At 70.1% G+C, this 25,378-nt stretch carries 29 protein-coding genes; 17 read left to right on the top strand and 12 right to left on the bottom strand.

Annotated features, from left to right (window positions below; all coding sequences use genetic code 11):
* Nucleotides 1-12: 12 nt before the first annotated feature.
* The 3 genes from metX to gnd form a co-directional block, all read right to left on the bottom strand.
* Nucleotides 13-1,266: a homoserine O-acetyltransferase MetX gene (metX, locus tag Q0916_RS08485; RefSeq protein WP_299236585.1), complete on the bottom strand. Its 1,254-nt coding sequence runs from the start codon at nt 1,264-1,266 to the stop codon at nt 13-15.
* Entirely contained in the window at nt 1,253-2,533 is a 1,281-nt protein-coding gene (locus Q0916_RS08480) for an O-acetylhomoserine aminocarboxypropyltransferase/cysteine synthase family protein (protein WP_299236584.1), read from the bottom strand. Before Q0916_RS08480 ends, metX begins: the two co-directional genes overlap by 14 nt.
* 94 nt (nt 2,534-2,627) lie before the next feature.
* Nucleotides 2,628-3,527, bottom strand: coding sequence for a phosphogluconate dehydrogenase (NAD(+)-dependent, decarboxylating) (gene gnd / locus Q0916_RS08475; protein WP_299236582.1), 900 nt, complete (start codon nt 3,525-3,527; stop codon nt 2,628-2,630).
* 248 nt (nt 3,528-3,775) lie between these two features.
* On the opposite strand from gnd, the gene Q0916_RS08470 reads away from it, so the two are divergent.
* From Q0916_RS08470 to Q0916_RS08440, 7 genes are all read left to right on the top strand, one after another.
* Nucleotides 3,776-4,513: a tetratricopeptide repeat protein gene (locus tag Q0916_RS08470; RefSeq protein ID WP_299236580.1), complete on the top strand. Its 738-nt coding sequence runs from the start codon at nt 3,776-3,778 to the stop codon at nt 4,511-4,513.
* The gene (locus Q0916_RS08465) at nt 4,513-4,803 is read left to right on the top strand and encodes a DUF424 domain-containing protein (RefSeq protein WP_299236578.1); all 291 of its coding nucleotides are present in this window, start codon (nt 4,513-4,515) and stop codon (nt 4,801-4,803) included. The genes Q0916_RS08470 and Q0916_RS08465 overlap by 1 nt, the downstream gene beginning before the upstream one ends.
* A 152-nt stretch (nt 4,804-4,955) precedes the next feature.
* Nucleotides 4,956-5,963 (top strand): S49 family peptidase, encoded by a 1,008-nt coding sequence (locus tag Q0916_RS08460; RefSeq protein ID WP_299236576.1) that lies wholly within the window; start codon nt 4,956-4,958, stop codon nt 5,961-5,963.
* Nucleotides 5,960-7,021: a hypothetical protein gene (locus Q0916_RS08455; RefSeq protein ID WP_299236574.1), complete on the top strand. Its 1,062-nt coding sequence runs from the start codon at nt 5,960-5,962 to the stop codon at nt 7,019-7,021. The genes Q0916_RS08460 and Q0916_RS08455 overlap by 4 nt, the downstream gene beginning before the upstream one ends.
* A gap of 68 nt (nt 7,022-7,089) precedes the next feature.
* A complete protein-coding gene (locus tag Q0916_RS08450) occupies nt 7,090-8,328 on the top strand; it encodes an aminotransferase class V-fold PLP-dependent enzyme (protein WP_299236573.1) in 1,239 nt (412 codons plus the stop codon).
* Between the two features lie 62 nt (nt 8,329-8,390).
* The gene (locus Q0916_RS08445) at nt 8,391-8,807 is read left to right on the top strand and encodes an iron-sulfur cluster assembly scaffold protein (RefSeq protein WP_299236571.1); all 417 of its coding nucleotides are present in this window, start codon (nt 8,391-8,393) and stop codon (nt 8,805-8,807) included.
* 66 nt (nt 8,808-8,873) lie between these two features.
* A complete protein-coding gene (locus Q0916_RS08440; RefSeq protein ID WP_299236569.1) occupies nt 8,874-9,770 on the top strand; it encodes a ketopantoate reductase family protein in 897 nt (298 codons plus the stop codon).
* 10 nt (nt 9,771-9,780) lie between these two features.
* Here the strand turns inward: Q0916_RS08440 and Q0916_RS08435 are convergent, their stop codons facing one another.
* A complete protein-coding gene (locus Q0916_RS08435; protein ID WP_299236567.1) occupies nt 9,781-10,602 on the bottom strand; it encodes a DUF63 family protein in 822 nt (273 codons plus the stop codon).
* A 121-nt stretch (nt 10,603-10,723) separates the two neighbouring features.
* Between Q0916_RS08435 and map the strand changes: the two genes are divergently transcribed.
* Entirely contained in the window at nt 10,724-11,617 is an 894-nt protein-coding gene (gene map, locus Q0916_RS08430) for a type II methionyl aminopeptidase (RefSeq protein WP_299236565.1), read from the top strand.
* Nucleotides 11,618-11,695: 78 nt separating this feature from the next.
* Here map and Q0916_RS08425 read toward each other — a convergent pair whose 3' ends face one another.
* Nucleotides 11,696-11,893 (bottom strand): hypothetical protein, encoded by a 198-nt coding sequence (locus Q0916_RS08425; protein ID WP_299236563.1) that lies wholly within the window; start codon nt 11,891-11,893, stop codon nt 11,696-11,698.
* A gap of 305 nt (nt 11,894-12,198) precedes the next feature.
* Here Q0916_RS08425 and Q0916_RS08420 point away from each other — a divergent pair, with 305 nt between their 5' ends.
* Both Q0916_RS08420 and Q0916_RS08415 read left to right on the top strand, forming a co-directional pair.
* Complete coding sequence (locus Q0916_RS08420; protein WP_299236561.1) at nt 12,199-12,735, top strand: HIT family protein; 537 nt, start codon at nt 12,199-12,201, stop codon at nt 12,733-12,735.
* A 79-nt stretch (nt 12,736-12,814) separates the two neighbouring features.
* Nucleotides 12,815-13,765: a cation diffusion facilitator family transporter gene (locus Q0916_RS08415; RefSeq protein ID WP_299236559.1), complete on the top strand. Its 951-nt coding sequence runs from the start codon at nt 12,815-12,817 to the stop codon at nt 13,763-13,765.
* An 18-nt stretch (nt 13,766-13,783) separates the two neighbouring features.
* Here the strand turns inward: Q0916_RS08415 and Q0916_RS08410 are convergent, their stop codons facing one another.
* From Q0916_RS08410 to deoC, 4 genes are all read right to left on the bottom strand, one after another.
* A complete protein-coding gene (locus Q0916_RS08410) occupies nt 13,784-15,061 on the bottom strand; it encodes a tRNA (N(6)-L-threonylcarbamoyladenosine(37)-C(2))-methylthiotransferase (protein WP_299236558.1) in 1,278 nt (425 codons plus the stop codon).
* Between the two features lie 73 nt (nt 15,062-15,134).
* Nucleotides 15,135-15,617 carry a cupin domain-containing protein gene (locus Q0916_RS08405; RefSeq protein ID WP_299236556.1) on the bottom strand — a complete coding sequence of 161 codons (483 nt, stop codon included), beginning with the start codon at nt 15,615-15,617 and terminating at the stop codon, nt 15,135-15,137.
* A gap of 138 nt (nt 15,618-15,755) precedes the next feature.
* Nucleotides 15,756-15,965: a YgaP family membrane protein gene (locus Q0916_RS08400; protein WP_299236554.1), complete on the bottom strand. Its 210-nt coding sequence runs from the start codon at nt 15,963-15,965 to the stop codon at nt 15,756-15,758.
* A gap of 43 nt (nt 15,966-16,008) precedes the next feature.
* Nucleotides 16,009-16,656 carry a deoxyribose-phosphate aldolase gene (deoC, locus tag Q0916_RS08395; protein WP_299236552.1) on the bottom strand — a complete coding sequence of 216 codons (648 nt, stop codon included), beginning with the start codon at nt 16,654-16,656 and terminating at the stop codon, nt 16,009-16,011.
* A gap of 96 nt (nt 16,657-16,752) precedes the next feature.
* On the opposite strand from deoC, the gene Q0916_RS08390 reads away from it, so the two are divergent.
* Nucleotides 16,753-17,772, top strand: coding sequence for a phosphoribosylaminoimidazolesuccinocarboxamide synthase (locus Q0916_RS08390; RefSeq protein ID WP_299236551.1), 1,020 nt, complete (start codon nt 16,753-16,755; stop codon nt 17,770-17,772).
* Between the two features lie 63 nt (nt 17,773-17,835).
* Nucleotides 17,836-17,994, top strand: a complete 159-nt coding sequence (locus tag Q0916_RS08385) for a hypothetical protein (RefSeq protein ID WP_299236549.1) — start codon at nt 17,836-17,838, stop codon at nt 17,992-17,994.
* Between the two features lie 61 nt (nt 17,995-18,055).
* Here Q0916_RS08385 and Q0916_RS08380 read toward each other — a convergent pair whose 3' ends face one another.
* Nucleotides 18,056-19,015, bottom strand: coding sequence for a formyltetrahydrofolate deformylase (locus Q0916_RS08380; RefSeq protein ID WP_299236547.1), 960 nt, complete (start codon nt 19,013-19,015; stop codon nt 18,056-18,058).
* A gap of 161 nt (nt 19,016-19,176) precedes the next feature.
* Here Q0916_RS08380 and Q0916_RS08375 point away from each other — a divergent pair, with 161 nt between their 5' ends.
* From Q0916_RS08375 to Q0916_RS08355, 5 genes are all read left to right on the top strand, one after another.
* The gene (locus Q0916_RS08375) at nt 19,177-19,812 is read left to right on the top strand and encodes a DUF7093 family protein (protein ID WP_299236545.1); all 636 of its coding nucleotides are present in this window, start codon (nt 19,177-19,179) and stop codon (nt 19,810-19,812) included.
* Between the two features lie 87 nt (nt 19,813-19,899).
* Nucleotides 19,900-20,157, top strand: a complete 258-nt coding sequence (gene purS, locus Q0916_RS08370; protein WP_299236544.1) for a phosphoribosylformylglycinamidine synthase subunit PurS — start codon at nt 19,900-19,902, stop codon at nt 20,155-20,157.
* A gap of 52 nt (nt 20,158-20,209) precedes the next feature.
* A complete protein-coding gene (purQ, locus tag Q0916_RS08365) occupies nt 20,210-20,884 on the top strand; it encodes a phosphoribosylformylglycinamidine synthase I (protein ID WP_299236542.1) in 675 nt (224 codons plus the stop codon).
* A 77-nt stretch (nt 20,885-20,961) separates the two neighbouring features.
* The gene (locus tag Q0916_RS08360) at nt 20,962-21,306 is read left to right on the top strand and encodes an Hsp20/alpha crystallin family protein (protein ID WP_299236540.1); all 345 of its coding nucleotides are present in this window, start codon (nt 20,962-20,964) and stop codon (nt 21,304-21,306) included.
* Nucleotides 21,307-21,391: 85 nt separating this feature from the next.
* A complete protein-coding gene (locus Q0916_RS08355) occupies nt 21,392-22,588 on the top strand; it encodes a DUF418 domain-containing protein (protein WP_299236538.1) in 1,197 nt (398 codons plus the stop codon).
* Nucleotides 22,589-22,630: 42 nt separating this feature from the next.
* Here the strand turns inward: Q0916_RS08355 and Q0916_RS08350 are convergent, their stop codons facing one another.
* Together Q0916_RS08350 and Q0916_RS08345 are read right to left on the bottom strand one after the other, a co-directional pair.
* On the bottom strand, nt 22,631-24,106 hold the full coding sequence (locus Q0916_RS08350) for an MATE family efflux transporter (protein ID WP_299236536.1): 1,476 nt from the start codon (nt 24,104-24,106) through the stop codon (nt 22,631-22,633).
* Between the two features lie 135 nt (nt 24,107-24,241).
* On the bottom strand, nt 24,242-25,345 hold the full coding sequence (locus Q0916_RS08345; RefSeq protein ID WP_299236534.1) for an archaeosine biosynthesis radical SAM protein RaSEA: 1,104 nt from the start codon (nt 25,343-25,345) through the stop codon (nt 24,242-24,244).
* Nucleotides 25,346-25,378 lie beyond the last annotated feature (33 nt).

Genomic DNA, 25,378 nt, shown 5'->3' with positions numbered 1-25,378 from the left:
GGCCGGGGAGGTTCACTCCGAAAAGAGGCTCGTATGGACGGGCGCGAACTCGTCGGCGTCGGCGGTGTCGGCGGTGTCCGTGACGGCTTTCCCGTCGACGCCGGCCCCGAGGAAGTCGGCCACCGGCGGCCCGACCCGGTCGGGTTCGACGAGGAAGGCGTCGTGGCCGTGATCGGAGTCGACGACGTGGTGGGCCGTGTCGGTGTCGGTGGCCCTGAACGCCTCCGCGAGGGCCTCGGATTGGGCGACGGTGAAGTGCCAATCGCCGGTGAACGAGAGCAACAGCGCCTCGCCGTCGAACGCCGCCAGGGCGTCGGTGTCGTCCTCGTACCCCGAGGCGAGGTCGTAGTTGTCCATCGCCCGCGTCAGATAGAGGTACGCGTTGGCGTCGAAGCGGGTCGCGAACTTCTCGCCTTGGTAATCGAGGTACGACTCGACCTCCCGGTACGGGAAGAACCCGGCCGCGGGGTCCATCTCGAAGGTGTTGCGCCCGGCGTCGATGCCGGCGGAGCGCCGGCCGAACTTGTCGGCCATCGACGACTTCGAGAGGTACATCACGTGTCCGATCTGGCGGGCGAGCGCGAGCCCCTCGGTCGGCGGCTCGTCGCCGTAGTAGTCCCCGCCGGACCAGTGTTCGTCCGTGGTGATCGCCCGCTGTGCGATGGCGTCGAGCGCGAGACACTGGGGGTCGAGCCGCGCCGCCGCGGCGATGGCGATCACGCGGTCGGCGTGATCGGGGTGTCGCTTGGCCCACTCCAGGACGTTCATCCCGCCGACGGAGCCGCCGATGACGGCGTGGAGGTGCGGGACGCCGAGGTGATCGAGGAGCCGCCGCTGTGCCCGCGTCCAGTCGGCGACGGTGACGGCCGGGAACGCCGTACCCCACGGCTCGCCGGTCTCGGGGTTCTCCGAGGGCGGCCCCGAGGAGCCGTAACACGACCCGGGGACGTTCGCACAGACGACGTAGTACTCGGTCGTATCGACCGCTTTGCCGGGGCCGACGATGTCGTCCCACCACGCGTGGGCCTGTCCCGCCGTGTCGGTCCGGCGGCGGCCGCCGGCGACGTGGGCGCTTCCGGTGAGCGCGTGACAGACCAACACGGCGTTGTCCCCGGTGAACTCGCCGTAGGTCTCGTAGGCGATCTCCAACTCGGGGATCGACTCCCCGCACTCGAAGGTGAACTCGCCGAGCGAGACGGTCTCGGGGCCGTCGGTCACGGCGTCACACCCCACTTCGGGAGGGCTCTCGCCGTCATAGGGCCTCATCGAGATCGGCGAGCACGTCCTCGATGTCCTCGATGCCGACCGACAGCCGGACCGTCTCCGGTGCGACGCCGGCGGCACGCTGTTCGGCCTCGCTCAACTGCGCGTGGGTCGTCGAGGCGGGGTGGACGACGAGCGTCCGCGCGTCGCCGATGTTGGCGAGAAACGTCGCGATCTCGGTGTCCTCACAGAGCCGCTTGGCGGCGTCGTACCCGCCCTCGAGCCCGAAGGCGATCATGCCCCCGTAGCCGCCCTCGAGGTACGTCGAGGCGAGGTCGTGGGTCTCGTGGGTCCCGAGGCCGGGGTAATCGACCCGGGAGACGGCCGGATGCTCGACGAGGTGTTCGGCGACCGCCATCGCGTTCTCGCAGTGTCGCTCCATCCGCAGGGGCAGCGTCTCGACGCCCTGCATCGTCACCCAGGCGTCGAACGGCGACTGTTGGTCGCCGAGGCTCCGGGCCCCGCGCTGGCGGGCGGCGGCGACGAGCGCCCGGTCGCCGAAGCGTTCGGTGAACGTGACGCCGTCGAAGGCGGGGTTCGGGGCCGCGATCTCGGGGTACTTCTCGGGGTGTGCGTCGAACGGAAAGGAGCCGTCGCCGACGAGGACGCCGCCGAGCGTCGTCCCCGACCCGTGGATCCACTTCGTCGTCGACTCCCAGACGATGTCGGCGCCGTGTTCGAACGGCCGACACAGCGCCGGCGTGCCGAAGGTGTTGTCGATAAAAAGCGGCGTGTTCCGCTCGTGGGCGACGTCGGCGATCGCCTCGAGGGGCGGCGTCACGAGCGCCGGGTTGGCGATCGTCTCGCAGTGGACGTATGCGGTGTCCTCGTCGATCGCCTCGGCGTACGCCGCCGGGTCGAGCGTGTCGACGAACCGGACCTCGATCCCGCGGCGGGAAGCGGTGTGCGAGAGGTACGCGTGGGTACCGCCGTACACCGAGGCGGCGCAGACGACGTTGTCGCCGGCCGACGCGAGAACGAGCGTCGCCGCGTCCAGCGCGGCCATCCCGGAGGCGGTCGCGAGCGCGTCGACGCCGCCCTCTATGGAGGCCAACCGCCGTTCCAGCGCCCGGACGGTCGGGTTCGAGATGCGCGAGTAGACGTTGCCCTCGTCCTCGAGGGCGTAGCGGGCGGCCGCGGTGTCGGCGTCCGGGAACTCGTAGGACGACGTCTGGTAGATCGGCGGCGCGGCGGCCCCCGTCGCCGGGTCGGGGCCCTGCCCGACGTGGAGACACCGCGTGCCGAAGCCCAACTGCTCCTCGTTGTTCATGTACGTCACGCATACCTCCCAACGCATCTATAACTGTGAGTTACGGCAATACTTGCCCCGGCGGCCCCACTCGCCGCGATCGGAGCGCCGGCGATCAGTCCCGCCGTCTGACCTCGTGGCGGCCGAACCCGTACCGGAGCCGGTTGGCGAGTCGCCGCGAGAACTTCCCGTCCTCGACGCGGGAGTCGAAGCGCTCGCCCAGCGCCTCGTAGATGATCGGGACGGCGACCTCCTGTTCGAGGGCCTCCCGGACGGTCCAGGCCCCCGTCGAACCGCCGGCCACGTGGTCGTCGACATCGCCGAGGTCGTTGCCCTCCTCGCGGAAGGCCTCCTCGCAGAGCTCGAGCAGCCACGACCGGATCACCGCGCCGTTGTTCCACGTGCGGGCGATCGACTCCGCGTCGAGGTCATAACGGCCCTCGGTGAGGAGTTCGAACCCCTCGCCGTAGGCCTGCATGAGGGCGTACTCGACGCCGTTGTGGACCATCTTGACGTAGTGGCCCGCGCCCTGGGGACCCATGTGGGCGTGGCCCTCCGGCCCGGTCGCGACGGCGTCGAAGACGGGGACCATCGCCTCGTATGCCGCCGCGGGGCCGCCGATCATCAGCGAGAACCCGAGTTCCGCCCCCGCCGGGCCGCCGGACGTCCCGCAATCGAGGTAGGCGGCCTCGAGCGTCTCGCCGCGATCGATCGATCGCTCGAAGTGGGAGTTGCCGGCGTCGACGACGACGTCGTCGCCGTCGAGCAGGCCGTCGAGATCCGAGAGGGCCGCGTCGACGGCCTCGCCCGCCGGGACCATCAGCCAGACGCGCTTGCGCTCGGGGAGCGCTCCGACCAACTCCGCGATCGAATCCGCGGGGGTCGCGCCGGCCTCGGCCGCCGAGGCGACCGCCTCGTCGTCGAGGTCGAAGGCGACGACGTCGTGTCCGTCTGCGAGCACGCGGTCGACGACGATCCGTCCCATCCGACCGAGGCCGATGACTCCGAGGTGCATACGCACGCCTCGGAGCGGCGGTAGGTGAGGGTTGTGATTCGGCGGGCCATGGGGCAAACGGCGAGAGGCCCGACTCAGAGGCGTCGGTGCCGCCGGCGTCAGAGGGCGCGAGACGGGTCCTCGGCGGGGCGATCGGATCGGCAGCGGCGAAGGTTACGCGAGGAGCGGCGTTCGACCGGGGGCCTCCGCGCTGTCGGGCGTTTCGGGACAACACAACGCTTAGGAGTGCTCACGGACAAACGTGGATTATGACCGACGACGAACCACGGGACCACGAGTTCTCGGAGGGCCAGGGCTTCGGCGACCCCTACGAGGGGTTCGATCTGGACCCGCCCGAACTCGACGTCGACCCCGGAGCCGTCGACCCGATCGACTCCCGGGTCGTCGCCGACACGCTCGATCGCAGACAGATCCCCGCCGAGGACGTCGACGTCGAGGAGCTGTTGGACGTCGGCCTGGAGTACATGCGGATCGACCGCCACGAGCAGGCCGTCGACGCCTTCGATCGGGTCGTCCAGTTCGCGGACGACGGCGGGATCAAACAGGAGGCGTGGATCAACAAGGGCGTCGCGCACGCCGAACTGGAGGAGTTCCAGCCCGCCATCGACGCCTACCGGGAGGCGCTTCGGATCGACTCGGACTCCGAGCACGCCGCGTCGGCGGAGACGAACCTCGCGTACGCGCTGTGGAACTCCGGGCAGGGCGAGAAGGCGCTCGAACACGCAGAACGCGCGGTCGAGATCGACCCCCGGTTCCCGCAGGGCTGGTACAACCGCGGGTTCTTCCTGTTGGAGCGGGGCCTCGCCGAGGACGCCGTCTCGTGTTTCGACAACGCGCTCAGGCTCGGCCAACGCAGCGCGGACGTGCTCGAACAGAAGGCGAGGGCCTTAGAGGAGATCGGCGAGGACGAGCGCGCCGAGGAACTGGCCGAGGAGGCCGAGGAGATCCGCGGCGCGGCCGAGGGCCGCCTCGTCGAAGAACAGTGATGCTTCTCAACGAGCGCTCGACCCCGGAGGGGCTCTTGGTGTCCGTCTGCGACGAGGACGTCCTGGGCGAGACCTTCGAGAGCGGCGAGTTGTCCCTGACGGTCGACGCCGAGTTCTACGACGGCGAGGAGGCGAGCGCCGACGCGGTCGCCGCGAGCCTCGCCGAGGCCGCCGTTGCGAACCTCGTCGGCGCCGAGTCGGTCGAAACGGCCATCGAGCACGGCTTCGTCGAGGAGGCGAACGTCCTCGAGTTCGAGGGGACGGTGCACGCGCAGTACCTCCGGATGTGACGTTCGCTCCCTGTCCCGTCTCCGGAGCCCGAACGCAGGGCGGGGCGGCCCGGAGCGGGGTCGGATCGTCGGACGGTACCGAGCCACAACGTGAAGCGTCGGTTTCAGCTACCCCATACTATTAGTCCGGGACACCGCTACCCTCGGGCGGAATGTCCCCGAACGATTCTTTGGGCTCTCTCACGGCGCGACAGCGGCTCGTCGCCGTCGTGTTGGTCGCCGCGGTGATCGGCGCCGTGTTCGCGCCGGTCGCGTACTCGGCGACGAACGAGCCGAGCGATACGGTCGCTGTCGTCGAGATCGAGGGGCCGGTCAACGCCGCCCTGGCCGACGACGTCGAATCGGAACTCGCGGAGATACGGAGCAACGAGTCCGTCGGTGCGGTCGTGTTGAAGATCGACACGCCCGGGGGCGCGCCGGCCGCCTCCGAGCGGATGTACAAGGCCGTCCAGCGGACGAGCGAGCAGATGCCCGTGATCGCGAGCGTACAGGCGACGAGCGCCTCCGGCGGGTACTACGCGATGGCCCCCGCCGACCGGATCTACGTGCTCCCGACGTCGGTCGTTGGGAGCATCGGGCTGAACGCGCCGGCCCCCCAGAGTTCGCCGCCGGTTGCGGGTCCGAGCGGCCCCGACAAGGTGGGTTCGAACGAGATCGAATCGTGGGCGCGACAGCAGACGCTCGCCGACACGTTCATCAACGCGATGATGGCCGAGCGCGGCGACCGCTTCGAGATGCCCCGCGAGGACGTCGCCAACGCCGACGTGTACCTCGGGACCGTGGCGGTGCAAAACGGGTTCGCCGACGAGATCGGCTCGCTGAACGAGGCGATCCACGCGGCCGCGACCGAGGCGGAACTGGGCGAGTACCGGGTCGATACGCGCGAGACCGGGCCCGATGAGGGCCTTCCGTTCTTGATCCGGACCGACGAGCAGGTGGTCGCGATCCACGCGAACGATCCCGGATACGGCGATGTCGAGCCGATGGGGATGGCCTACGTCCACCTGGGCTCCGTCCCGCACGTCGACACGGTAGAGCGCTTCTCGGGGAGCGAACTCGAGACCGCCGACGCGGCGGGCGTCGGATCGGACGGCTCCGGGCAGTCAGGCGGATCGGCGACACCGAGCGCGGACCCCAGCGCAGGGGGTGAGGCGTCGTGAACCGCGTCGGAACCCTCGCGCTCGCGTTCGTCGTGACCGTCGGCGTCATTGTCGGGGGCGCGGCGGCGCTCGGGCTGTTGACCGCCGACGGCGCCGCGCCGGCGCCGGAGATCGAGAACGAACACTACCTCGAGGAGGACCTCATCAGCGACCGGACGCCCGGCGAGGCGAACGTCACGATGTCGAGCAGCGAGCCCCCGAAGACGATCCTCGTCGATCCCGGCATCGAGGCGGCCGGACAGCGGCCCGCGACCCCGTTTGCGATGCTCGGGTTCGGCGGTCCCGACGTCGCCGACCGGGACATCCGGCCGCTCGTGAACGCGCTCACGGAGAACGGCCACGAGGTGCGGGTGTACACGCCCGAGGGCGGCGGCGAGCAGCGGCCCCGACAGGAACCGTCGGGGGCGAACGGCGAGACGCAACTCGGCGCGGAGCTACAGGAGGCCGACGCCTTCGTGACCTTCCGGACGGACTACTCCGAGGCGGAGGTCGACGCGATCGAGTCCTTCGTCGAGGGCGAGGGGACGCTCCTCGCGGCGAGCGACCCCGGCGACGAGTTCGGCCAGCCCGCGGCGGCGGCGTTCGACTCGCGTCTCGGGGTGACCACGAAGCCGGGGTACGTCTACAACACCGCCGAGAACGACCTGAACTACCAGCGCGTGTACGCCGAACCCGGCACCGACGCCGGGCTGACCGAGGGCGTCGACCGGGCCGTGTTCCCGCTTGCGACGCCCGTCGGAGCGGCCACGAGCACCGCCGAACTCCGGCCGATAGCGGGGAGCGAACTCTCGACGACCCGCGCCGAGACCGACGCGCCGGTGCTCGTCCGAAGCGGCAGCGTCGTCAGGATCGGCGACACCGACTTCCTCTCGCCGGAGAACGCACAGCGGGCCGACAACGACGTGTTGATCGGCAACATCGCCGACTTCCTCGTCACGGGTGATCGCCCTGCGGCCGGCGTGTCGGAACCGACGGGGCCGACGGAGCCCTCGGAGCCGACCTCCGGGGAGCGCCAGCCGAGCGGCTCCGAGTCCAGCGAACCGGCGCCCGAGGCCTGAGGCGAGATCGGACGTCGCGGGTCGCCCTGACCGAAGGAGTAACCCGTCTCGAAGCCCAACATCGGATAATGAGTCAGCAGGCCGAGACGCTCGACGTGGAGAGGATCCGGGAGGACTTTCCGATCCTCGAACGGGAGTTCGACGGGAGCCGCCTCGTCTATCTCGACAACGCCGCGACGAGCCACACGCCCGAACAGGTCGTCGAGACGATCGCCGAGTACTACCGCCGGTACAACGCCAACGTCCACCGGGGGATCCACCAGTTGAGCCAGGAGGCGTCGATCGCCTACGAGGAGGCCCACGACCGGGTCGCGGAGTTCATCGGCGCCGAGGGCCGCGAGGAGATCGTCTTCACGAAGAACACCACCGAGTCGATGAACCTCGTGGCGTACGCATGGGGGCTGAACGAACTCGGTCCCGGCGACGAGGTGGTGCTGACCGAGATGGAGCACCACGCCTCGCTCGTCACGTGGCAACAGATCGCAAAGCGGACCGGCGCGGAGTGCAAGTACATCCCGATCACCGACGAGGGCCGACTCGACATGGAGGCCGCCCGCGAGTTGATCACCGACGACACCGAGATGGTCTCGGTCGTCCACGTCTCGAACACGCTCGGGACGATCAATCCGGTCTCGGAGTTGGCCGACATCGCCCACGACCACGGCGCGTACGCCTTCGTCGACGCCGCACAATCGGTTCCGAACCGCCCGGTCGACGTCTCGGAGATCGACGCCGACTTCCTCGCCTTTTCCGGGCACAAGATGGCCGGGCCGACCGGGATCGGCGTTCTCTACGGCAAAGAGCACATCCTCGAGGGGATGGAGCCGTACCTCTACGGCGGCGAGATGATCCTGAAGGTCGACTTCGAGGACTCGACGTGGAACGAGCTCCCCTGGAAGTACGAGGCCGGAACGCCCGTCATCTGCCAGGGGATCGCCTTAGCGGAGGCCTGTGAGTACCTCGACGACATCGGGATGGAGCGCATCCAGCGCCACGAGGCCGAACTGGCGGAGTACGCCTACGAGCGGCTGACCGAGCGCAACGACGTCGAGGTGTACGGCCCGCCGGGCGACGACCGCGGCGGCCTCGTCGCGTTCAACCTCGACGGCGTCCACGCCCACGACCTCTCGAGCATCCTCAACGACAGCGCGGTGGCGATCCGGGCCGGCGACCACTGCACGCAGCCGTTACACGACGTGCTCGGCGCAACGGCGTCGGCGCGGGCGTCGTTTTATGTGTACAACACGAGAGCCGAGATCGACAGGCTCGTCGAGGCGGTCGACGACGCCAGACAGCTGTTCGCCTGAGCCGCGTCGCGGTTCCCCGCGACCGGTGGCCTTTTGCGTTTCACGCGTCTTATATGACACCAATGGGACTCGGATCGGACATGTACCGCCAGCAGATCCTCGATCACTACAAGAACCCCCGCAACTACGGGGAACTCGAGGACGCGGACATCGAACACGTCGGCGAGAACCCGATGTGCGGCGACACGATCAAGATGTTCGTCCAACTGGCCGACGACGACGAGACGATAGAGTACGTGAGCTTCGTCGGGGACGGCTGTGCGATCAGCCAGGCCTCCGCGAGCATGCTCTCGGGGGAACTCCAGGGGCGGACGCTCGCGTCGGTCCGGGAGATGGACCGCGACGACATCATCGACATGCTCGGGGTCGAACTCAGCCCGATGCGCATCAAGTGTGCGGTGTTGGCCGAGAAGGTCGCACAGGACGGGATCGACATCCACGACGGCGAGATCGACATCGAGGAGACGACGACGGAGTAGCCGGCGGCCACCGATCGGGCCTCGGGGTCGGGACAGCGTTTTCTACCGGCGGCCGAAAGCGGCGGCATGAAGATACTCGTCTTCGGTGCCGGGAGCCTCGGGAGCCTCCTGGGGGGGATTCTCGCCCGCGTCCACGAGGTGACGCTCGTCGGCAGACCGCGGCACGTCGAGGCGATCGAGGGCGGCGGGCTCCGGGTCTCGGGGGCGGTCGAGACGACGACGCGTCCGCGCGCCCGGACCGACACGCCCGAAGGGGCCGACCTCGCGGTCGTCTGCGTGAAAGCCTTCGACACGCCGGCGGCGGCCGGGGCGCTCGCGGACTGTGATGTCGAGGTCTGTCTGTCCGTCCAGAACGGGTTGGGCAACGAGGCGACGCTCGCCGACCGGGTCGGGGCGTCGGTCCTCGCCGGCAGTTGCACCTACGGGGCGGTCCTGACCGACCCGGGGCGCGTCGAGTGTACGGGGATCGGCCGCGTGACGCTCGGAGCGCCGGGCGGCGGCGAGTCACCGGCGGCCGACCGGGTGGGCGAGGCGTTCGAGGCCGCCGGGGTCGTCACGACGGTCGCCTCAGATATGCCCGAGCGGCTCTGGGAGAAACTGGCCGTCAACACGGGGATCAACGCGACGACGGCCCTGGCCCGACTCGAGAACGGGGCGGTGCGGGACGGCGACGGCGGCGGCGTCGCGGCGGCGGCGGCGAGAGAGACGGCAGCCGTCGCCCGCGCGGAGGGGATCGCGCTGTCGGCGGCGACCGCCGTTGAGGCGCTCGATCGCGTCGCTTCGGCGACCGCCGAGAACACGTCGTCGATGCACCAAGACGTCCTCGGCGGCCGCCGGACCGAGGTGGACGGGATAAACGGGTACGTCGAGCGCCGCGGCGACGAACACGGCGTCGAAACGCCGGTCAACGCGACGCTCGCGGGGCTTTTGCGGGCCTGGGAGGCCGCCCGCGGCCTCCGGTAACCGGCGGCGATCACAGGATCACGAAGAGGACGAGGTTGTGAAAGCCGGGGCCGAGTCCGACGCCGGCGACGAGCCCCAAGAGGAGATACCCCTCCGTGGGCTCCTCGCGGACGTACCCGTCGAACACCGCGACGACGGCGGCGCCGAGGGCGAGTTTGACCGCGACGAACAGCCACCCCGCCCCGAGGAGTTCGGCGGTCGGCAGCGCGCCCGCCGCCTCGAGGATGATCCGCGACAGCGGCGTCTGTTCGCCGAACCCGAACAGGTCGTACCCGGCTGCCGTCGAGACGCCGTCGAGGGCGTGCCCGAAGACGGCGACGGGGCCGACCGCGCCGGTCGCCGTCACGTCGGTGATCCGGCCCAGAGCGGCCCAAGCGAGCGCCGCGAGGACGGTCGAAACCGCGAGGATGAGCCCGGAGCCGAGCGGCGTCGTGGCTCCGACCGTCGGCTCGGGGGCGAGGACCGCAGCACCGAGGGCGGCGACGAGCGCCGCGGCGCCGACCCCGGCGAGTACGGCCGGTGCGCCGGAGGTGTCCCAGCCGTCGGCCCGGCGGTCGGCGAGGGCGGCCCAGAGCGATCCGGCGAGCACGGCGACGGTGCCGTACACAGTCGGCGACCCGAAAAAGGGGGCGACGGCCGCCGGTACCGCCTCGGCCTGATACAGCGCGTAGAGGGTGCCGCCGGCGGCCATCCACGGGGCGAGCGCCGCAACGCTCGCCGCCGTCACCCGCGGTCGCCGGACGTACAGCGCCCCGAGCGCCGCCGCGAGGCCGACGGCGAGCGTCACGAGATGCGCGAGCGGGGGGAGTCCGAAGTCGGCCGGGAGTACCACTACCGGACACAGGCGGGCGCCCGGTCGAAAGCGTTGCGGTTGTCGGCGCCGGCGGGAGGCCGGGAGGGAGGATCCGGCGGACGAACGCAACCCCTTTGATCGAACCCGCCGAAGGTGGCCCATGAGCCCCGATCTCACCGACGAGCAGCGCTCGAAACACCGCGAGGCGGGCGAGATCCTCGCGCGGGTTCGCGCCGAGGCCGCCGACCGCGTCGAGGTCGGCGCGAGCCACCTCGAAATCGCGGAGTACGCCGAGGAACGGATCAGGGAACTGGGCGGCGAGCCGGCCTTTCCCGTGAACATAAGCGTCGACGAGGAGGCGGCCCACGCCACGCCCGAACCGGGCGACGACGAGACGTTCGGCGAGGAGATGATCAACCTCGACATCGGGGTCCACGTCGACGGCTGGCTCGCGGACACCGCGGTGACGGTCGATCTCTCCGGGCACCCCGAACTCGCCGAAGCGCCGGCGGAGGCGCTCTCGGCCGCGATCGAGGTCATCGAGCCGGGCGTCCACACCGGCGAGATCGGCGCGGAGATCGAGTCGGTCATCGACGGCTACGGCTACAACCCCGTCGTGAACCTCTCGGGGCACGGCCTCGGACACTGGGAGCAACACACGGACCCGAACATCCCGAACCGCGCGGTCGAGTCCGGGGTCGAACTCGAGGTCGGCGACGTCGTCGCGATCGAGCCGTTCGCCACAGACGGCGGCGGGAAGGTCACCGAGGGCTCCGACGAGGAGATCTTCGCCCTCGAGCGGGAGGCGAGCGTCAGGAACCGCGACGCGAGACAGGCCCTCGAACAGATCGTCGAGGAGTTCAAGACGCTCCCGTTCGCGCGGCGGTGGCTCGACACCCGTCGCTCGGAGATGGCGCTGCGGCGGCTCGAACGCCAGAACGTCGTCCACGGCTATCCGGTACTGAAGGAGGACGACGGCTGTCTCGTCAGCCAGAAGGAACACACGGTCATCGTCACCGAGGACGGCTGTGAGGTGACGACGCGTCCGCGGTAGGGACCGATACCCCCCGGATCGGCCCACAGAGGGACCTGTCGCGTCGGCGCTGCGGGGCGGTCACGCCCGGGCCCCGTCTCAGGCGTTGTTCATCCGGATGGTTCGCTCGGCCCCGCAGACGCGGCACGTCGAGACGCGGTAGGGCTCCCGCGAGTACTCCGCGTTCTCCGCTTTCGTGCTCTCCACGCGGAGGGTCACCGAGACGTCGTGTCGCGTCTCTCTCCCGCACGCCTCACACCGTTCGGCCATCGCCGTGTCGTCGGTTCGGGTCGACATGTGCGTTCGAAGCGCCGATCGGTGCATAAAACGGCGAGACGGTTCGGACCGTTCGGCGCGCGACCCGAACGGTTTCGAACCGTTCACGCACTTAATAGCGCCCGCGTGGCCGTCGGTAAAACGAGCTCTGCTCGCCGGAGACGGTTCAAGACTCGCGCTGCGTCGGTCGATCGGCGTCGCGCCGAACGGCCGAAGGATTTATATATTTCCTTTGCTCAGACGGGGCCACGGCGACCGCGATCGGCGCCCGGCGTCGCCGCGGCTCCGCCTGAAAGCTTTAATCGCCCGCCGGCCGCAGCCGACGCATGGACCGACTGTTCGCGCCGTGGCGCATGGAGTGGGTCGAACGCGACGGGTCCGATGACATCGAGGGCTGTCCGTTCTGCGTGTTACCGGAGCGCGCCGACGCCGCCGAGGCGTACGTCGTCGCCGAGTCCGAGCGCGCGTTCGTGCTGTTGAACAACTACCCCTACAACCCGGGGCACGCCATGGTGATCCCCCGCGAACACACCGGCGCCTACACCGACCTCGACGACGAGACGCTTTTCGATCACGCCCGGCTGAAGCGCCGGACGATGGCGGCGATAGCGGAGGCGTTCGACCCCGACGGGATCAACGCCGGGCTCAATCTCGGGTCGGCGTCGGGGGGATCCATCGACGACCACCTCCACACCCACGTCGTCCCGCGGTGGGCCGGCGACACCAACTTCATGCCCGTCTGCTCGGACGCGAAGGTCATCGTTCAGGCCGTCGCGGAGAGCTACGAGCAGTTGCGCGCGGCGTTCGCCGGCGGCGAAGGGACCCGGACCCTCGAGAGCGGCTCGGTGTTCGTCGAGTTTTGAGAGCCGCGAACCCGGGGGCGCGGAGGGGACGGTCCGCCGAATCCGATGACTTATCAGCCGGCTTCCGGTAGACGGGACGATGAGCGAGACGGGGGCCGCCGTCCCGGGCGACGAGGCCGAGGGCGCGGCGGCCAGGCGCGGCTTCGTGCGCGCGAGCGTCGCCAACGTCCTCGGAAACGCCGTCAAGATCGCGGTCGAGGCGGCCGCCGGGGTCGCGTTCGGGTCGGTGGCGCTGCTCGCCGACGCCGCCCACTCGGTTGCCGATCTCGTCGCCAGCGCCGTCGTGTTGGTCTGGGGCCGCAACGTCTACGCCGACCCCGACGCGACCCACCCCCACGGCCACCAGCGGATCGAGCCCCTCGCGGCGCTTTTCGTCGGGAGCGTGGTCGTGTTGCTCGGCCTGAACCTGTTGTACGACTCCGTGCGGGGGCTGATCGCCGGGCCGACGGTGCGGTTCAGCCCGCTTTTGATCGCCGCGTTGGGCTTTGCGATGGTCGATATGTACCTCCTGTACCGCTACACCACCCGGATCAACGCGACGGTGAACTCCGCGGCGCTGGCCGCCCTCGCCGTCGATTGCCGCAACGACATCTACACGTCCGTCGCCGCTCTGGTCGGGGTCGTCGGCGTGCTCGTCGGCGTGCCCGAACTCGACGCCGTCGCGGGCGGGCTCGTCAGCGCGCTTGTCGTCTACCAGGGCGTCGAGATCGGCCGGGAGAACGTCTCCTATCTGATCGGGGCGGCGCCGAGCGACGAACAGCGCCGGCGGATCACCGAGACACTGCGGGCCCACCCAAGCGTGTCCGGGGTGCACGACCTCGTCGTCTTCTACGACGGGACCGACCTGGAGGTCGAGGCCCACGTCGAGGTCGACGGCGGGCTGACGCTCGTCGAGGCCCACGACATCGAGACCGAACTCGTCGCCACCCTCGGCGGGCTCGAGGACGTCGGGGACGTCCATCTGCACCTCGATCCGGCGGGGATCGGCGAGTGGAAAGAGACGAGCGAGCGACGCTCCGAGGGCGGGTGACCGGCTCGGTCGGCGCCGCTACGCTCCGCTCGCGGGGTGTTTCCGCCGGGAGGCGACCGGCTCGCCGAAGCAGTACATCGGCTCGTGGTCGGTGATCTCGACGTCGAGGACGTCGCCGATCTCGACGCCGCGCTCGCTCGCGTCGGTGAGTATCACCTGCCGGTAGGCCCCATCGCGGCACTTCAACGAGTCCCCGGTGCCCTCCTCGACCGCGAGTACCTCGCGGGTGTCGCCGACCATCGAGGCGTGCGCGTCGGCGCAGATCTCGCGTTTCAGCGCCGACATCTCCTTCGATCGCTCCTTTTTGATCGTCCCGCCGAGGCCCTTCATCTCGGCCGCGTCGGTTCCGGGGCGCTTCGAGAACCGCGTGACGTTGATCCGCTCGGGTCGGGTCCGCTCGAGCAGCGCCATCGATCGCTCGTGGTCCGCGGGCGTCTCGGTCGGGAACCCGACGATGAAGTCCGTCGAGAGCGTCCAGCGGTCGAGCCGGTCGTCGAACGTCTCGACGACCTCCTCGAACACCTCGACGCGGTGTTGGCGGCGCATCGCCGCGAGCACGTCGTCGGAGCCCGACTGGACCGGGGCGTGGAGGAAGTTGTACAGCTTCTCGTTGGCGGCGAAGACGTCGGCGAGCTCGTCGCGGATGCCGTGGATCCCGCCGGGGTTTGCCATCCCGAGTCGGACCCGGAACTCGCCGTCGATCGCGCAGATCCGATCGAGCAGCTCCGGGAGCTCGCGCTCGCCGTCGTCCCAGCCGTAGACGCCGGTGTCCTGGCCGGTGACGCGAATCTCCTTCGCGCCGGCGTGAACGAGCGCGCGCGCCTTCCGGACGTTCTCCTCGATCGGCGGGGAGTCGACCCGGCCGGTCGCGAACTTCGTGATGCAGTACGAGCAGTTGCTCATACAGCCGCGGGCGATCGGCAGGATGCCGACGGCGCCGTCGAGGACGGGTTCGGCGTCCGGCGTCGGCGTCGGACACTCGCCGTTCGTCACCGCCGCGGGGACGTCGTCCCAGTGAAGCACCCGCGCGTCGAGGTCCTCAAAGGCGTCGCCCTGGGCCAGCGCCATACAGCCCGTCACGATGAGGTCCGCGGTTTCGGAGGCCAACTCCTCGGCCCGGCGCAGCATGTTCCGCTCCGTCTTTTCGACGACGGTGCAGGTGTTGAGAATGGCCACGTCCGCCCCTTCGGGGCTCTCGGCACGGTGGTGGCCCGCGTCGCGGAGCGTCCGCTCTATCGCCCGGCTCTCACCCCGGTTGGACGTACAGCCGTACGTTTCGATGTGGTAGGTGGCCATCGGATACCTCTTATAGCGGGCCGGCGATCAAAAGGGCGGCGTTTCGTCGCCCACGGCCGCGCTCGGCGGGCGCTCAGGCGGGCGGCGGGCCGACGATCTCGATGCCGTGGTCGCCGGCCAACTCGTTCACCCGCCCGATCGCCTCCTCCGCGGGCGGTGTCGTCGGGACGACCGCGTCCTCGGCCGGCTCCCCGACCGCCGTGACGAACTCCTCAAAGCCCGCGGGCGACGTCGAAACCAGGACCGTCGAGCGCTCCTCGGCGAGGAGGCTGTGCGGTTCGCCGCGGGGGAGGACGGCCGATCCGCCGGCGGCGACGGAGCGCGAGCCCTTCTGTGTGTGCACCGCGACCGTTCCGTCCAGCACGTGGATCGTCTCGTCGGCGTCCTCGTGGACGTGCATCGGCGGGGCGTGGCCGTCTCTGAGCCGCATCTCGACCACCGAGCACCGTCCGCCGGTCGAGGCGCCCGGGACGCGGACGTACGAGATGGTGTCCAGAAACCGGTACGGCTGTGCGGCGTCGCTGCTGCCCGTGGCCGGGTCCGCGAACGTCGACATACCGTTGGCGTGTGCGCTCGCGGTATTAAAACCACGGGCGGATCCGACGAAGGGCGACCGCTCCGGGCCCGACGCGTTCGGGCAACACCGGAAGCGAAGACGGGACCGAACGCGGGGGCGCCCTCGACGCCGGGAGGGTTACTCCGTGGTGTCGACGCCGAGGAGACGGTTCATCCCGCAGAAGCGCGTGGTCGCGTTGAAGCCGAAGCCGACCGCGGCGACGAGCGCAAGCAGCCCGGCCGTCGGCTTTTTCGCCCGCAGCGATCGGAGCGCAACGACGGTCAACACGACGGCGAGGGCGGCCCGAGCGAGTCGGTCGCGGCCGCCGACGTTGGGTTCAAACTCCATACCGAACATCCGGGCGCGACGGACTTGTATCTGTCCTCGGGGCTCACGGCTCGAACGCCGCAGGGTCGAACCCCTCGACGATCTCGACGCCGCTCGAGGCGCCGATCCGCTCGGCACCGGCCTCAAGCATCGCCCGGGCGGCGTCGAAATCGCCGATCCCGCCGCTGGCTTTGACCGGGAGATGCGCCGCCATCCGCTCGACGGCCTCGAGGGTCGCGCCGCCGGAGAAGCCGGTCGCGGTCTTCAGAAAGGCCGCATCGGCCGCGACGGCGGCCTCACAGACCGCCTCGAGCTCCGACCGCGAGAGCAGCGGCGCCTCAACGATGATTTTCACCGGGATCGGGACCGCGGCGACGACGCGGTCGAGTTCGGCCTCGACGGCCTCGGGGTCGCCGCTGCGGAGCCGTCCGACGTTCGCGACGACGTCGATCTCGTCGGCCCCGTCCGTCCAGGCCCGCTCGGCCTCGGCGGCCTTGCTCGCCGGCGTGTGCTGGCCGTGGGGGAACCCACAGACGGTGACGAGCGTCGTTTCGGGGGCGTACTCGGCCGCCTCGGCGGCGTAACACGGCGGCACGCAGGCGTTCATGCCGTGCTCGTCGGCCTCGTCGAGCGCCGTCCGGACGTCGGCGAGCGTCGTTTCGGGGCCGAGAACGGTGTGGTCGATGCGGGAGGCGAAGGCGCTCGCGTCCATACCGCACCGTCGGCGCCGACGATATAAACCACCGGGGGCGAGCGGGCCCGCGGGGGATGGAAACGCCTTTGCGGCCGCGCGGAGTCAGCACCGATGATGACAAGCGTCAAAGAGTTCCGGGTTGAGAGGCCGGCGACGGAGGCGGAACTCGGGGCGGGTGCGTTCGTCTTCACCGACGACTACTCCGTGTTCGACTGGGGAACGATGCCCGACGCGATCCCGAACAAGGGCGCGTCGCTGTGCGCGATGGGGGCGGCGAACTTTGAGGCGCTCGAGGCGGCCGGGATCCCGACACACTACCGGGGGGTCGTCCGCGGCGGGGCGGTCGTCGACCTCGCCGAGGCCGTCGATCCGCCGAGGGAGATGGCGATCGACCTGACGCGGGTTCCGGAGCTCCCGCGGGAGGGGCGAGACTACGACTACGGGGCGTACCACGAGGCCGCCGGCGAGAACTACCTGATACCCCTCGAGATCGTCTTCCGGAACACCGTCCCCGTCGGCTCGTCGCTCCGCTCGCGGGCCGACCCCGGGGCGTTCGGTCTCGACTACGACGGGTGGCCGGCGGAGCCGGTCGAGCTCCCCGAGGCGGTGATCGAGTTCTCGACGAAATACGAGGAGTCCGACCGGTATCTCTCCCGGGAGAACGCCGCCTACATCGCCGGCGAGGCCGAGATCGACGCGCTCGAATCGATCGCGAGAGCGGTGAACGACATCGTCACGCGGAGAGCGGCGGCGGCGGGGCTGACCCACGAGGACGGCAAGATCGAGTGTCTGTACCACGACGGCGAGATCCGCGTCGCCGACGTCGTCGGCACCTTCGACGAGAACCGCTTTTCGTACGACGGCCGCCAGCTCTCGAAGGAGGTCCTCCGGCAGTACCACAAACGGACCCAACCGGGGTGGGTCGAGGCCGTCTCGGAGGCGAAAGCGCGGGCGGAACGCGAGGGCGTCGCCGACTGGCGCGGGCTCTGCTCGGTCGCGCCCGAGCCCCTCGAGGAACGCGTCATCGACGCGGCCCGGGACATGTACGCCGCGGGGGCGGACGCGTACCTCGATCGGGAGCTGTTCGGCGCGCCGCCGCTTGAGGAGGCCGTCGAGGCGATCGAGGGCCTGTGACCGAGGGCGGCGGGAGCCGAGAGACCCGCAGCGTTTTTACTATCCGACGCGGAAGCGGCAAATATGTACCCCGCACAGGCGCTTTCGGACCCGGCGATGGCTGTGGTCGTGTTGAGCATCCTCCTGACGTTCGCCATCCTGTTCAGCTTCATCTGGGCGTTCGGCAAGATCCGGGAGCCGCCGGAGGAACGCGACGACGACCACAACGGTAGCGGGGCCTGAGGCGACCGGATCCGAACGGGTCGGTCCGGCGGCGCGGCCGCAGACGGTCGAGCGGCCGCGTCTACTCCTCGGCGTCGGCGGCGACCTCGCCGAGCCCGTCGACCGGGCGGTCCGGAAGCGACCCCTCGAGCGAGTCCGGGAGCCCGAACTGGTAGCGCTCGGGGTCGGCGTCGTCGCGTAGCTCCGTCCGACCGTGGTACACCGACACGGCGTCGTCGAGATGGAGACGGACGGCCTCGAGCAGCGCCCCGGCCTCAAGGGGCTGGCCGCGGCGTTCGATCTCCTCGACGGACGCCCCGGGCGGCAGGTCGAACGCCCGCTGGGTGATGATCGGCCCCTGGTCGAGATCGGTCGTCACGTAGTGGGCGGTCACGCCGGCGATGCGGACGCCCTCCTCTCTGGCCTGGCGGTACGCCTCCGCCCCCGGGAACGCGGGCAGAAGCGAGGGGTGGACGTTGATGATGCGGTCCTCGTACCGGAAGACGACGTTCGGGCTGAGGATCCGCATGTACCGGGCCAAAACGATGAGGTCCGTCCCGTACTCCTCGAGCAGGCCGAGCAGTCGCTCCTCGTCGGGTGTGCCGGTGTCGTCGCCGATGTCGTGGAAATCGACGCCGTAGTGCTCTGCGAGCGGCTCGAGGTCGTCGTGGTTGCCGATGATGACGCTTATCTCCGCTCCGAGGTCCCCGTCGGCCCACGCCTCGAACAGCGCCTCCAGGCAGTGCGATTCCTTGGTGACGAGGACGGCGATGGTCTTCGTCTCGCGGTCGGCGGGAAACCGGACCTGGATGTCGACGCCGAGCTCCGCGCCGAGTTCCGAGAGGGCCCCTCTGAGTTCCTCGGGCGTGCAGGTCATCTCGGCGGTGTCGACGGTCATCGTCATCCGGAAGACCCGGTCGCGGACCGCCTGATCGAGGTCCTCGATGTTGATGTCGCGTTCGAAAAGCAGCGTCGTCACGCGGGCGATGAGGCCGGTGTCGTCCTCGCCGACGACGGTGAGTTCGGTGTACTGTCTGCTCACTGGCGGTGCCTCCGTCGGATCGACCGGATCGTCATACCCGTCCCTGAGGGAGGGCACTAAAAAAGGCCGACGTTCCGCCCCCGGAGGCCCGTCGCGGGGCGGGCGGGGACAAAACGGGCCCGGGGAAGGGCTTTTTATACGAGTCCGCCAATAGGACGGTGATGGGATTCGGCTGTCTGTTCAGCCACGATTTCGGCGCGCCCGAACGCGAGCGCGAGCGCGAGCAACGCGGCAGCGAGGTGATCGTGACGACGAGGGAGGTCAAGACGTGTCTGGACTGCGGGGCGCGACAGATACTCGCCGAGAACACGGCGATAAAGGGGCGCGCGGCGGCGTCCCGCGACGCCGAGGGAGCCGACGCCGAAGGCGACAAAGCGGAGGGCGAAACCGAGCCAGCGGAGGCGGACGCCGACGGCGCGAGCGGGTGGACGACGGCGGTGATCGATCGGCCGTCGGGGGGCGACCCCGATCCGCCCGAGGAGTCCGAGCACGGGCCCGGACCGGAATCCGGGTCGGACGCGGCGGTCACGCACGACGCGGTGATCCTCACCGACGACTCCGAGGACTCCGAAGAGGCCGACGGCCGGGCGCCGACCGAGTGGCCGGAGTTTCGCGCCGGCGACGAGACATCTCCCGACCGCGACGGACGGGACGACACCGACACCGGCGAGGGCGGCGCCGCAACGCTCCGCTGTGACGGCTGCTCGCGGGCGTGGAACCCGGAGGGCTCCTCGCTGATCCCGGGGGACCTCTGTCCGAACTGCCGGTCGGCGTACCTCGAGGAGTACGGCGGCTGAAACGCCGAACGCCGCGTCTCGCACCGGAGCGCCGACGGCCGAGCGAGTCCCACAACGGTTTTTACCGACGAACACGCCTCGGAACGTATGGCCGCCTACACCGCGACCGTCACCGTCCGTCTCAAGCGGGGCGTCCTCGACCCCGAGGCCGAGACCACCCAACGGGCGCTCGAACGGCTCGGGTTCGAGCTCAACGACCTCCGCTCGGCCGATCGGTTCGAACTCGACATGCGGGCCGACGACGCCGCCGCGGCCGAGTCCCGGGCCGCCGAGATGGCCGATCGGCTGCTCGCGAACCCGACCATCCACGACTACGAGATCGAGGTCACGGAGGCTCCATCGTGACCGCCTCCGGGTTCGGCGTCCCGGCGGTCGACCCGCACACGGAGGCCACCTCGTGACCGTCGCGGTCGTTCGCTTCGGCGGGTCGAACTGCGATCGCGACGCCGTTCGCGCGCTCGAACACCTCGGGATCGACTGCGAGATCGTCTGGCACGCCGACGGCCTCCCGGACGATCCGACCGGCGTCGTCATCCCGGGTGGGTTCTCCTACGGCGATTACCTCCGCGCCGGCGCGATGGCCGCCAGGACGCCGATCCTCGCCGAGGTGCGGGCGGCGGCCGAGGCCGGAACGCCCGTCCTCGGGGTCTGCAACGGCGCGCAGATCGGCTCCGAGAGCGGGCTCGCGCCGGGGGCGTTCACGACGAACCGCAGCGCCCGGTTTCAGTGCGAGCCGGTTCGGCTCCGCGTCGAGAACGCCGAGACGCCCTGGACGGCGGCCTTCGAGCCCGGGGACGTGATCGAGCTTCCGATCGCCCACGGCGAGGGGCGGTTCGAGATCGGCGACGACGGCCTCGAGGCGCTGCGGGCCGACGACCGGGTCCTCTTTCGGTACTGCGACGCCGACGGGGAGGCGACCGACGCGGCCAACCCCAACGGGTCGAAGGACAACGTCGCGGGCGTTCTCGGCGAGAGCGACAACGTCGCCGTGTTGATGCCGCACCCCGAGCGGGCCTCGCTGCCCGACATCGGGCCGACCGACGGCCAGGGGATCCTCCGGGCGTTCGAGTGAGCGCGCCGGAGCGACCCGAAACGGCCGAGACGGCCGGACACCGAGGGCTTATTCGTCCGACGACCCTACAGAAAGCAATGAGACGAAACCCCGACGACGGGACCCCCTTCGACGGCGCGTTCGGCGGGATCGGTCGGGCGGTCAGCGTCGACGGCGGGACGGAGGCCGTCGACATCCACGAGTACGACGACTCGATCGCGGTCGTCGCGGACGTCCCGGGCGTCGACCGCGACGACATCAGCCTCAACTGCGACGGTCGGACGCTCGCGATCCGCGTCGCGGACGGATCCCGGCGCTCGCGGGTGCGGGTCGACCTGCCCGGCTACGTCGACGACGACTCGGCGGAGACGGCGTTCAACAACGGCGTTCTCGAGGTCACGCTCGACCGCGACGACGATCCCGCGAACATCGGGTTCCACTGAGACGGCCCCGACGCGTCCCGGCGGCGTGTTGGTCGGCCGGAACGGAAAGCTATTCGACGCGCCGACCCGACAGTGTAGCAACTCCGTGACCGACGAACCGGGGCCGACCCCGCCCTCCGAGCGGATCGCGAGTCTGGACGCGCTGCGCGGCGTCGCCGTGCTCGGCATCCTCGTTATCAACGTCCGGCTGTTCTCGATGCCGGAGGTGACGCTTCTCAACCCGACGGCGTACGGCGATTTCAGCGGCCTGAACTACTGGAGTTGGCTCGCCGGGCACGTACTCGCCGAGTTGAAGTTCATCACGCTGTTCTCGGCGCTGTTCGGGGCGGGGATCGTGCTGTTCATCGAGAGCAAACGCGGCTCGGGGCGGTCGGCGATGTGGCTCCACTACCGCCGGACGGGGCTTCTCATCGCGATCGGGCTGGGACACGCCTACCTCCTTTGGTACGGCGACGTCCTCGTTCCCTACGGGCTGTGCGCGCTCGTGCTCGTCGCGTGTTGGGACTGGGAGCCCTCGAAGCAGGCCGGGATCGGGTTCGTGCTCCTGTTCGTGCTCTCGGCGATCGAGGTCTCCGTCGGGCTCGCGGTCGGACCGGAGGCGATCGGCGGGCAGTGGGCGCCGGCGGAGGCCGCGATCCGAAGCGAGGTCTCGACGTACCGCGGCGGCTGGATCGAGCAGCTGAGCCACCGGGTGCCGACCGCGTTCACCAGACAGACGAGCGGCTTCATCGGGCAGGCCTTTTGGCGGGTCGGCGGGACGATGCTCGTCGGGATGGCGCTGTACCGGTGGGGCGTGCTGACCGGCGAGCGGTCCGATCGGCTGTACTACCGCCTCGTGGGGGGTGGCGTCGTCGGCGTCGGGGTCGTCCTCCTCGGCGTGTACTACATCGAGAGCGCCGATTGGGGGGCCGGGGTGGCGCTGTTTTGGCGGCAGTTCAACTACTGGGGGAGCTTCCTCGTCGCCGGGGGGTACGTCGGCGTCGTGACCCTGTACGTTCGGCGGCGGCCCGACGGTCCCCTCACGCGGGCGTTCGCCGCGGTCGGCCGGACCGCGTTCACGAACTACCTACTCCAGACGGTCGTTGCGACCACGGTGTTTTACGGCCACGGGATCGGCCTGTTCGGCTCCGTGAGCCGCGCCGAGGCGCTCGGGATGGTCCTCGCCTTTTGGGTGCTGCAGGTGGTCCTCTCGGTCGCGTGGCTCCGTCGGTTCCGGTTCGGTCCGGTGGAGTGGCTCTGGCGGACGCTGACCTACGGCGAGCGACAGCCGCTGCGGGCCTGAGCCGACGCGCGGCCGGGGCGGATCAGAGCGGGCCCGGAGAGGTCAACTCGATCGTCCCTCCGCGTCGGGGGCGTCGATGACGCGACCGAGCCAGGGCCCCCGGAGAAAGTACGCGCCGACCAGAAGCGCCATCAGCAGGTTCGAAACGGCCTCGCCGTACCAGACGCCGGTCGCGCCCCACCCGACGGGGACGGCCAACGCGTAGGCGGCCGCCGACCGGAGGATAATGAACCCGACGAAGGCGAACGCCATCGCCGTGCGGGTGCTGCCGCTGCCGCGAAAGCCGCCCTGGACGACGTAGAACGCGCCCAAAAAGACGTAGGACGCCCCCACGATCCGGAGGTACTCGCTGCCGATCGCGGTGACGCGGGACGCGCCGGCCCCGGAGATGAACGCGCCGACGATCGGGTCCGCCGAGAGGTAGATGGCGACGCTGAAACCCGCGAGCGCGACGGCGATGATGCCGACGGCCGCGGCGACGCCGCGTCTGGCGCGGTCCGGTTGCCCGGCGCCGAGGTTCTGTCCGACGACGGTCTCGACGCCACGGGCAACTCCCAGCGCCGGCAGGACGACCATCGAGGTGATCCGAGAGCCGATGCCGTAGGCGGCGACGGCGTCGGAGCCGGCGATGGCGACGAGGGCGGTCAGGATCGTCACGCTCAGCGCGCTCGTCGAGATCTCGACGCTCGCGGGCGCGCCGATCCGGACGAGCGAGCGGACCGTTTTCACCTCCGGCCGGAAGTCGGCGAGCGACAGTTCGATCCCGACGGCCCCCGAGAGCAACAGGTGGATCCCGACGATCGCCCCGATCCCCCGCGAGAGGATCGTCGCGTACGCCGCGCCCTGGACGCCGAACCCCTCAAAGCCGGTCGCTGCGTAGAGGGCCGCCTGAACGCCCTCGAGGCCGACCCACGAGAGGAGGACGTTGTCCTGGAAGCCGAGGATCAAAAACGGGTCGAGAAGGACGTTCAGCCCGACACCGAAGGCCATGAGATACAGCGGCGTTCGGGTGTCGCCCCAGCCCTGCAACAGCGACTGGAAGATGAAAAAGCCGAACACGAAGGGGATCCCGACGAACATCGTCCGGGTGTACGCGACGGCCAGACCGAACGCCTCGGAGCCGGGGGTGGCCCCGACGAGTCCCAGAAGCGTCGGCGCGAGGGCGAACCCGACGATCGAAAACAGCACCGAGACGCCCAACACGACGGAGACGGTCTGACCGGCGACGCGGCTGACGCGATCGAGGTTGCCGGCCCCCTTGTGCTGTGCGACGAGCACCGTCCCCGCGACCGAGAACCCGAGCGAGAGCGCGATGACGAGAAAGACGATCGCCCACGAGAACGACAGCGCCGCGACCGCCGGCTGGCCGAGGCGGCCGACCCAGAACGTGTCCGCCAGGTTGTAGCCGACCTGCAGCGTGTTCGTGAGGACGATCGGGACCGAGAGGACGACGAGCGGTTTGAGCAGCGCGCCGTCGGTGACGTTGATCGCCCGGTCCCGCGCCGACGGCCGGCTCATCCGGCGCCCGCCGGTCGGCGTCGTTCGTCGGGGCGGTGGGACCGGCGGGGCTCGGAGGGACGCACGTTGAATGAATGTTCAGTCAGGAAGAAAACGGTTTCCGTTCGCCGCCGGGAACGCCGCGGCACCGACAACTCAGCGCACCAGCGGCTGGTTGTACGCCGTCTCCGCGTCCATGACGTACTCCCAGGTCGCCGCACAGTCGCAGGACACCTCGTCGAACACGTCGGGGTCCTGCCGGAGATCGAAGTCCTTGATCGCACGCTGGACGCGGTCGTCGCACTCCCCGCAGTTGTGCGGGCCGCGGTCCGAGCCGTGTCCGACGGGGTCGGAGACGACGAGCGCGTCGACGCCGGCCGTCGATCCGAGCACGTCACAGACCGACCACAGCCACGGCGGGCGGTAGCCGCCGTCGTGGTACAGCTCCTCGACCATGGTGTGTCGCTGGACGTTACACGGGTTCATCGAGACGGTGTGACAGCCCTCGACGGCGGCACAGCGCCGGACGGAACGCTTCATGTCGGCGACCGCGTCGGGTTCGGCGAGGAACGGCGGCTTCATCAGGAGGTACGCCTTCACGCCGGCGGCGGCCCCTTCCGCGTCGGCGTCAGCGCCGGTCGCCCGGACCTCGGCGCAGGCGTCCTCGAAGTCCGCGAAGTCGAAGTACTTGTTGACGGCGTCGTGTCGGACCCGGTCGGTCGCCGTCTCGAGGCCGACCGCGACGTCGGTCGAGAGCCCCCGCTCGAGGAAGTCGGCGAGCTTCGAGCGCTCGACGAAGTCGGGCAGCGACTCGACGACGATCCGCTCGCGCTCGGCGAAGGCGTCGGCGATCGCCCGCCGGGTCTCGGCGGGGACCTCCCGCTCATCGAGGAAGGACCCGGAGGTGTAGATCTTGATGAGTTCGGCCGGGGCCTCGGCCGCGGCGGCCTCGTGGTCCAGACAGCGCTCGATCTGGGTCATGAGGTGTTCGTGGCTGACGGTGCCGCCCTCGACGGACTCGGCGACGTACCCGCACATCGTACAGCCGCCGGCGCGCGCCCAGCGGCACCCGCCGGTGTTGAGGATGATCGTCAGCGACCGCCGGACGCCGTCCGGGGTGTTGTCCTCGTCGAGCCACACCCGCGTCGGTTCCGCGGGGTCGTAGCTCTCGTCGTTGCGCCCCCGTATCTCCCGCATCACCTCGTTGTGGGCGTCCATCCCCCGTCCCGTCTCGTAGACCTCCGGCGTCGGCTGGCTCATTGTCCACGGTAGCCGACCGAGGCGTAAATACCC

Source organism: Natronomonas sp., from assembly GCF_028274965.1.
In the GTDB taxonomy this organism is placed as follows: Archaea; Halobacteriota; Halobacteria; order Halobacteriales; family Haloarculaceae; genus Natronomonas.
Note: the sequence above shows the minus strand (reverse complement) of the source record. Positions and strands in the feature narration are given on the sequence as shown.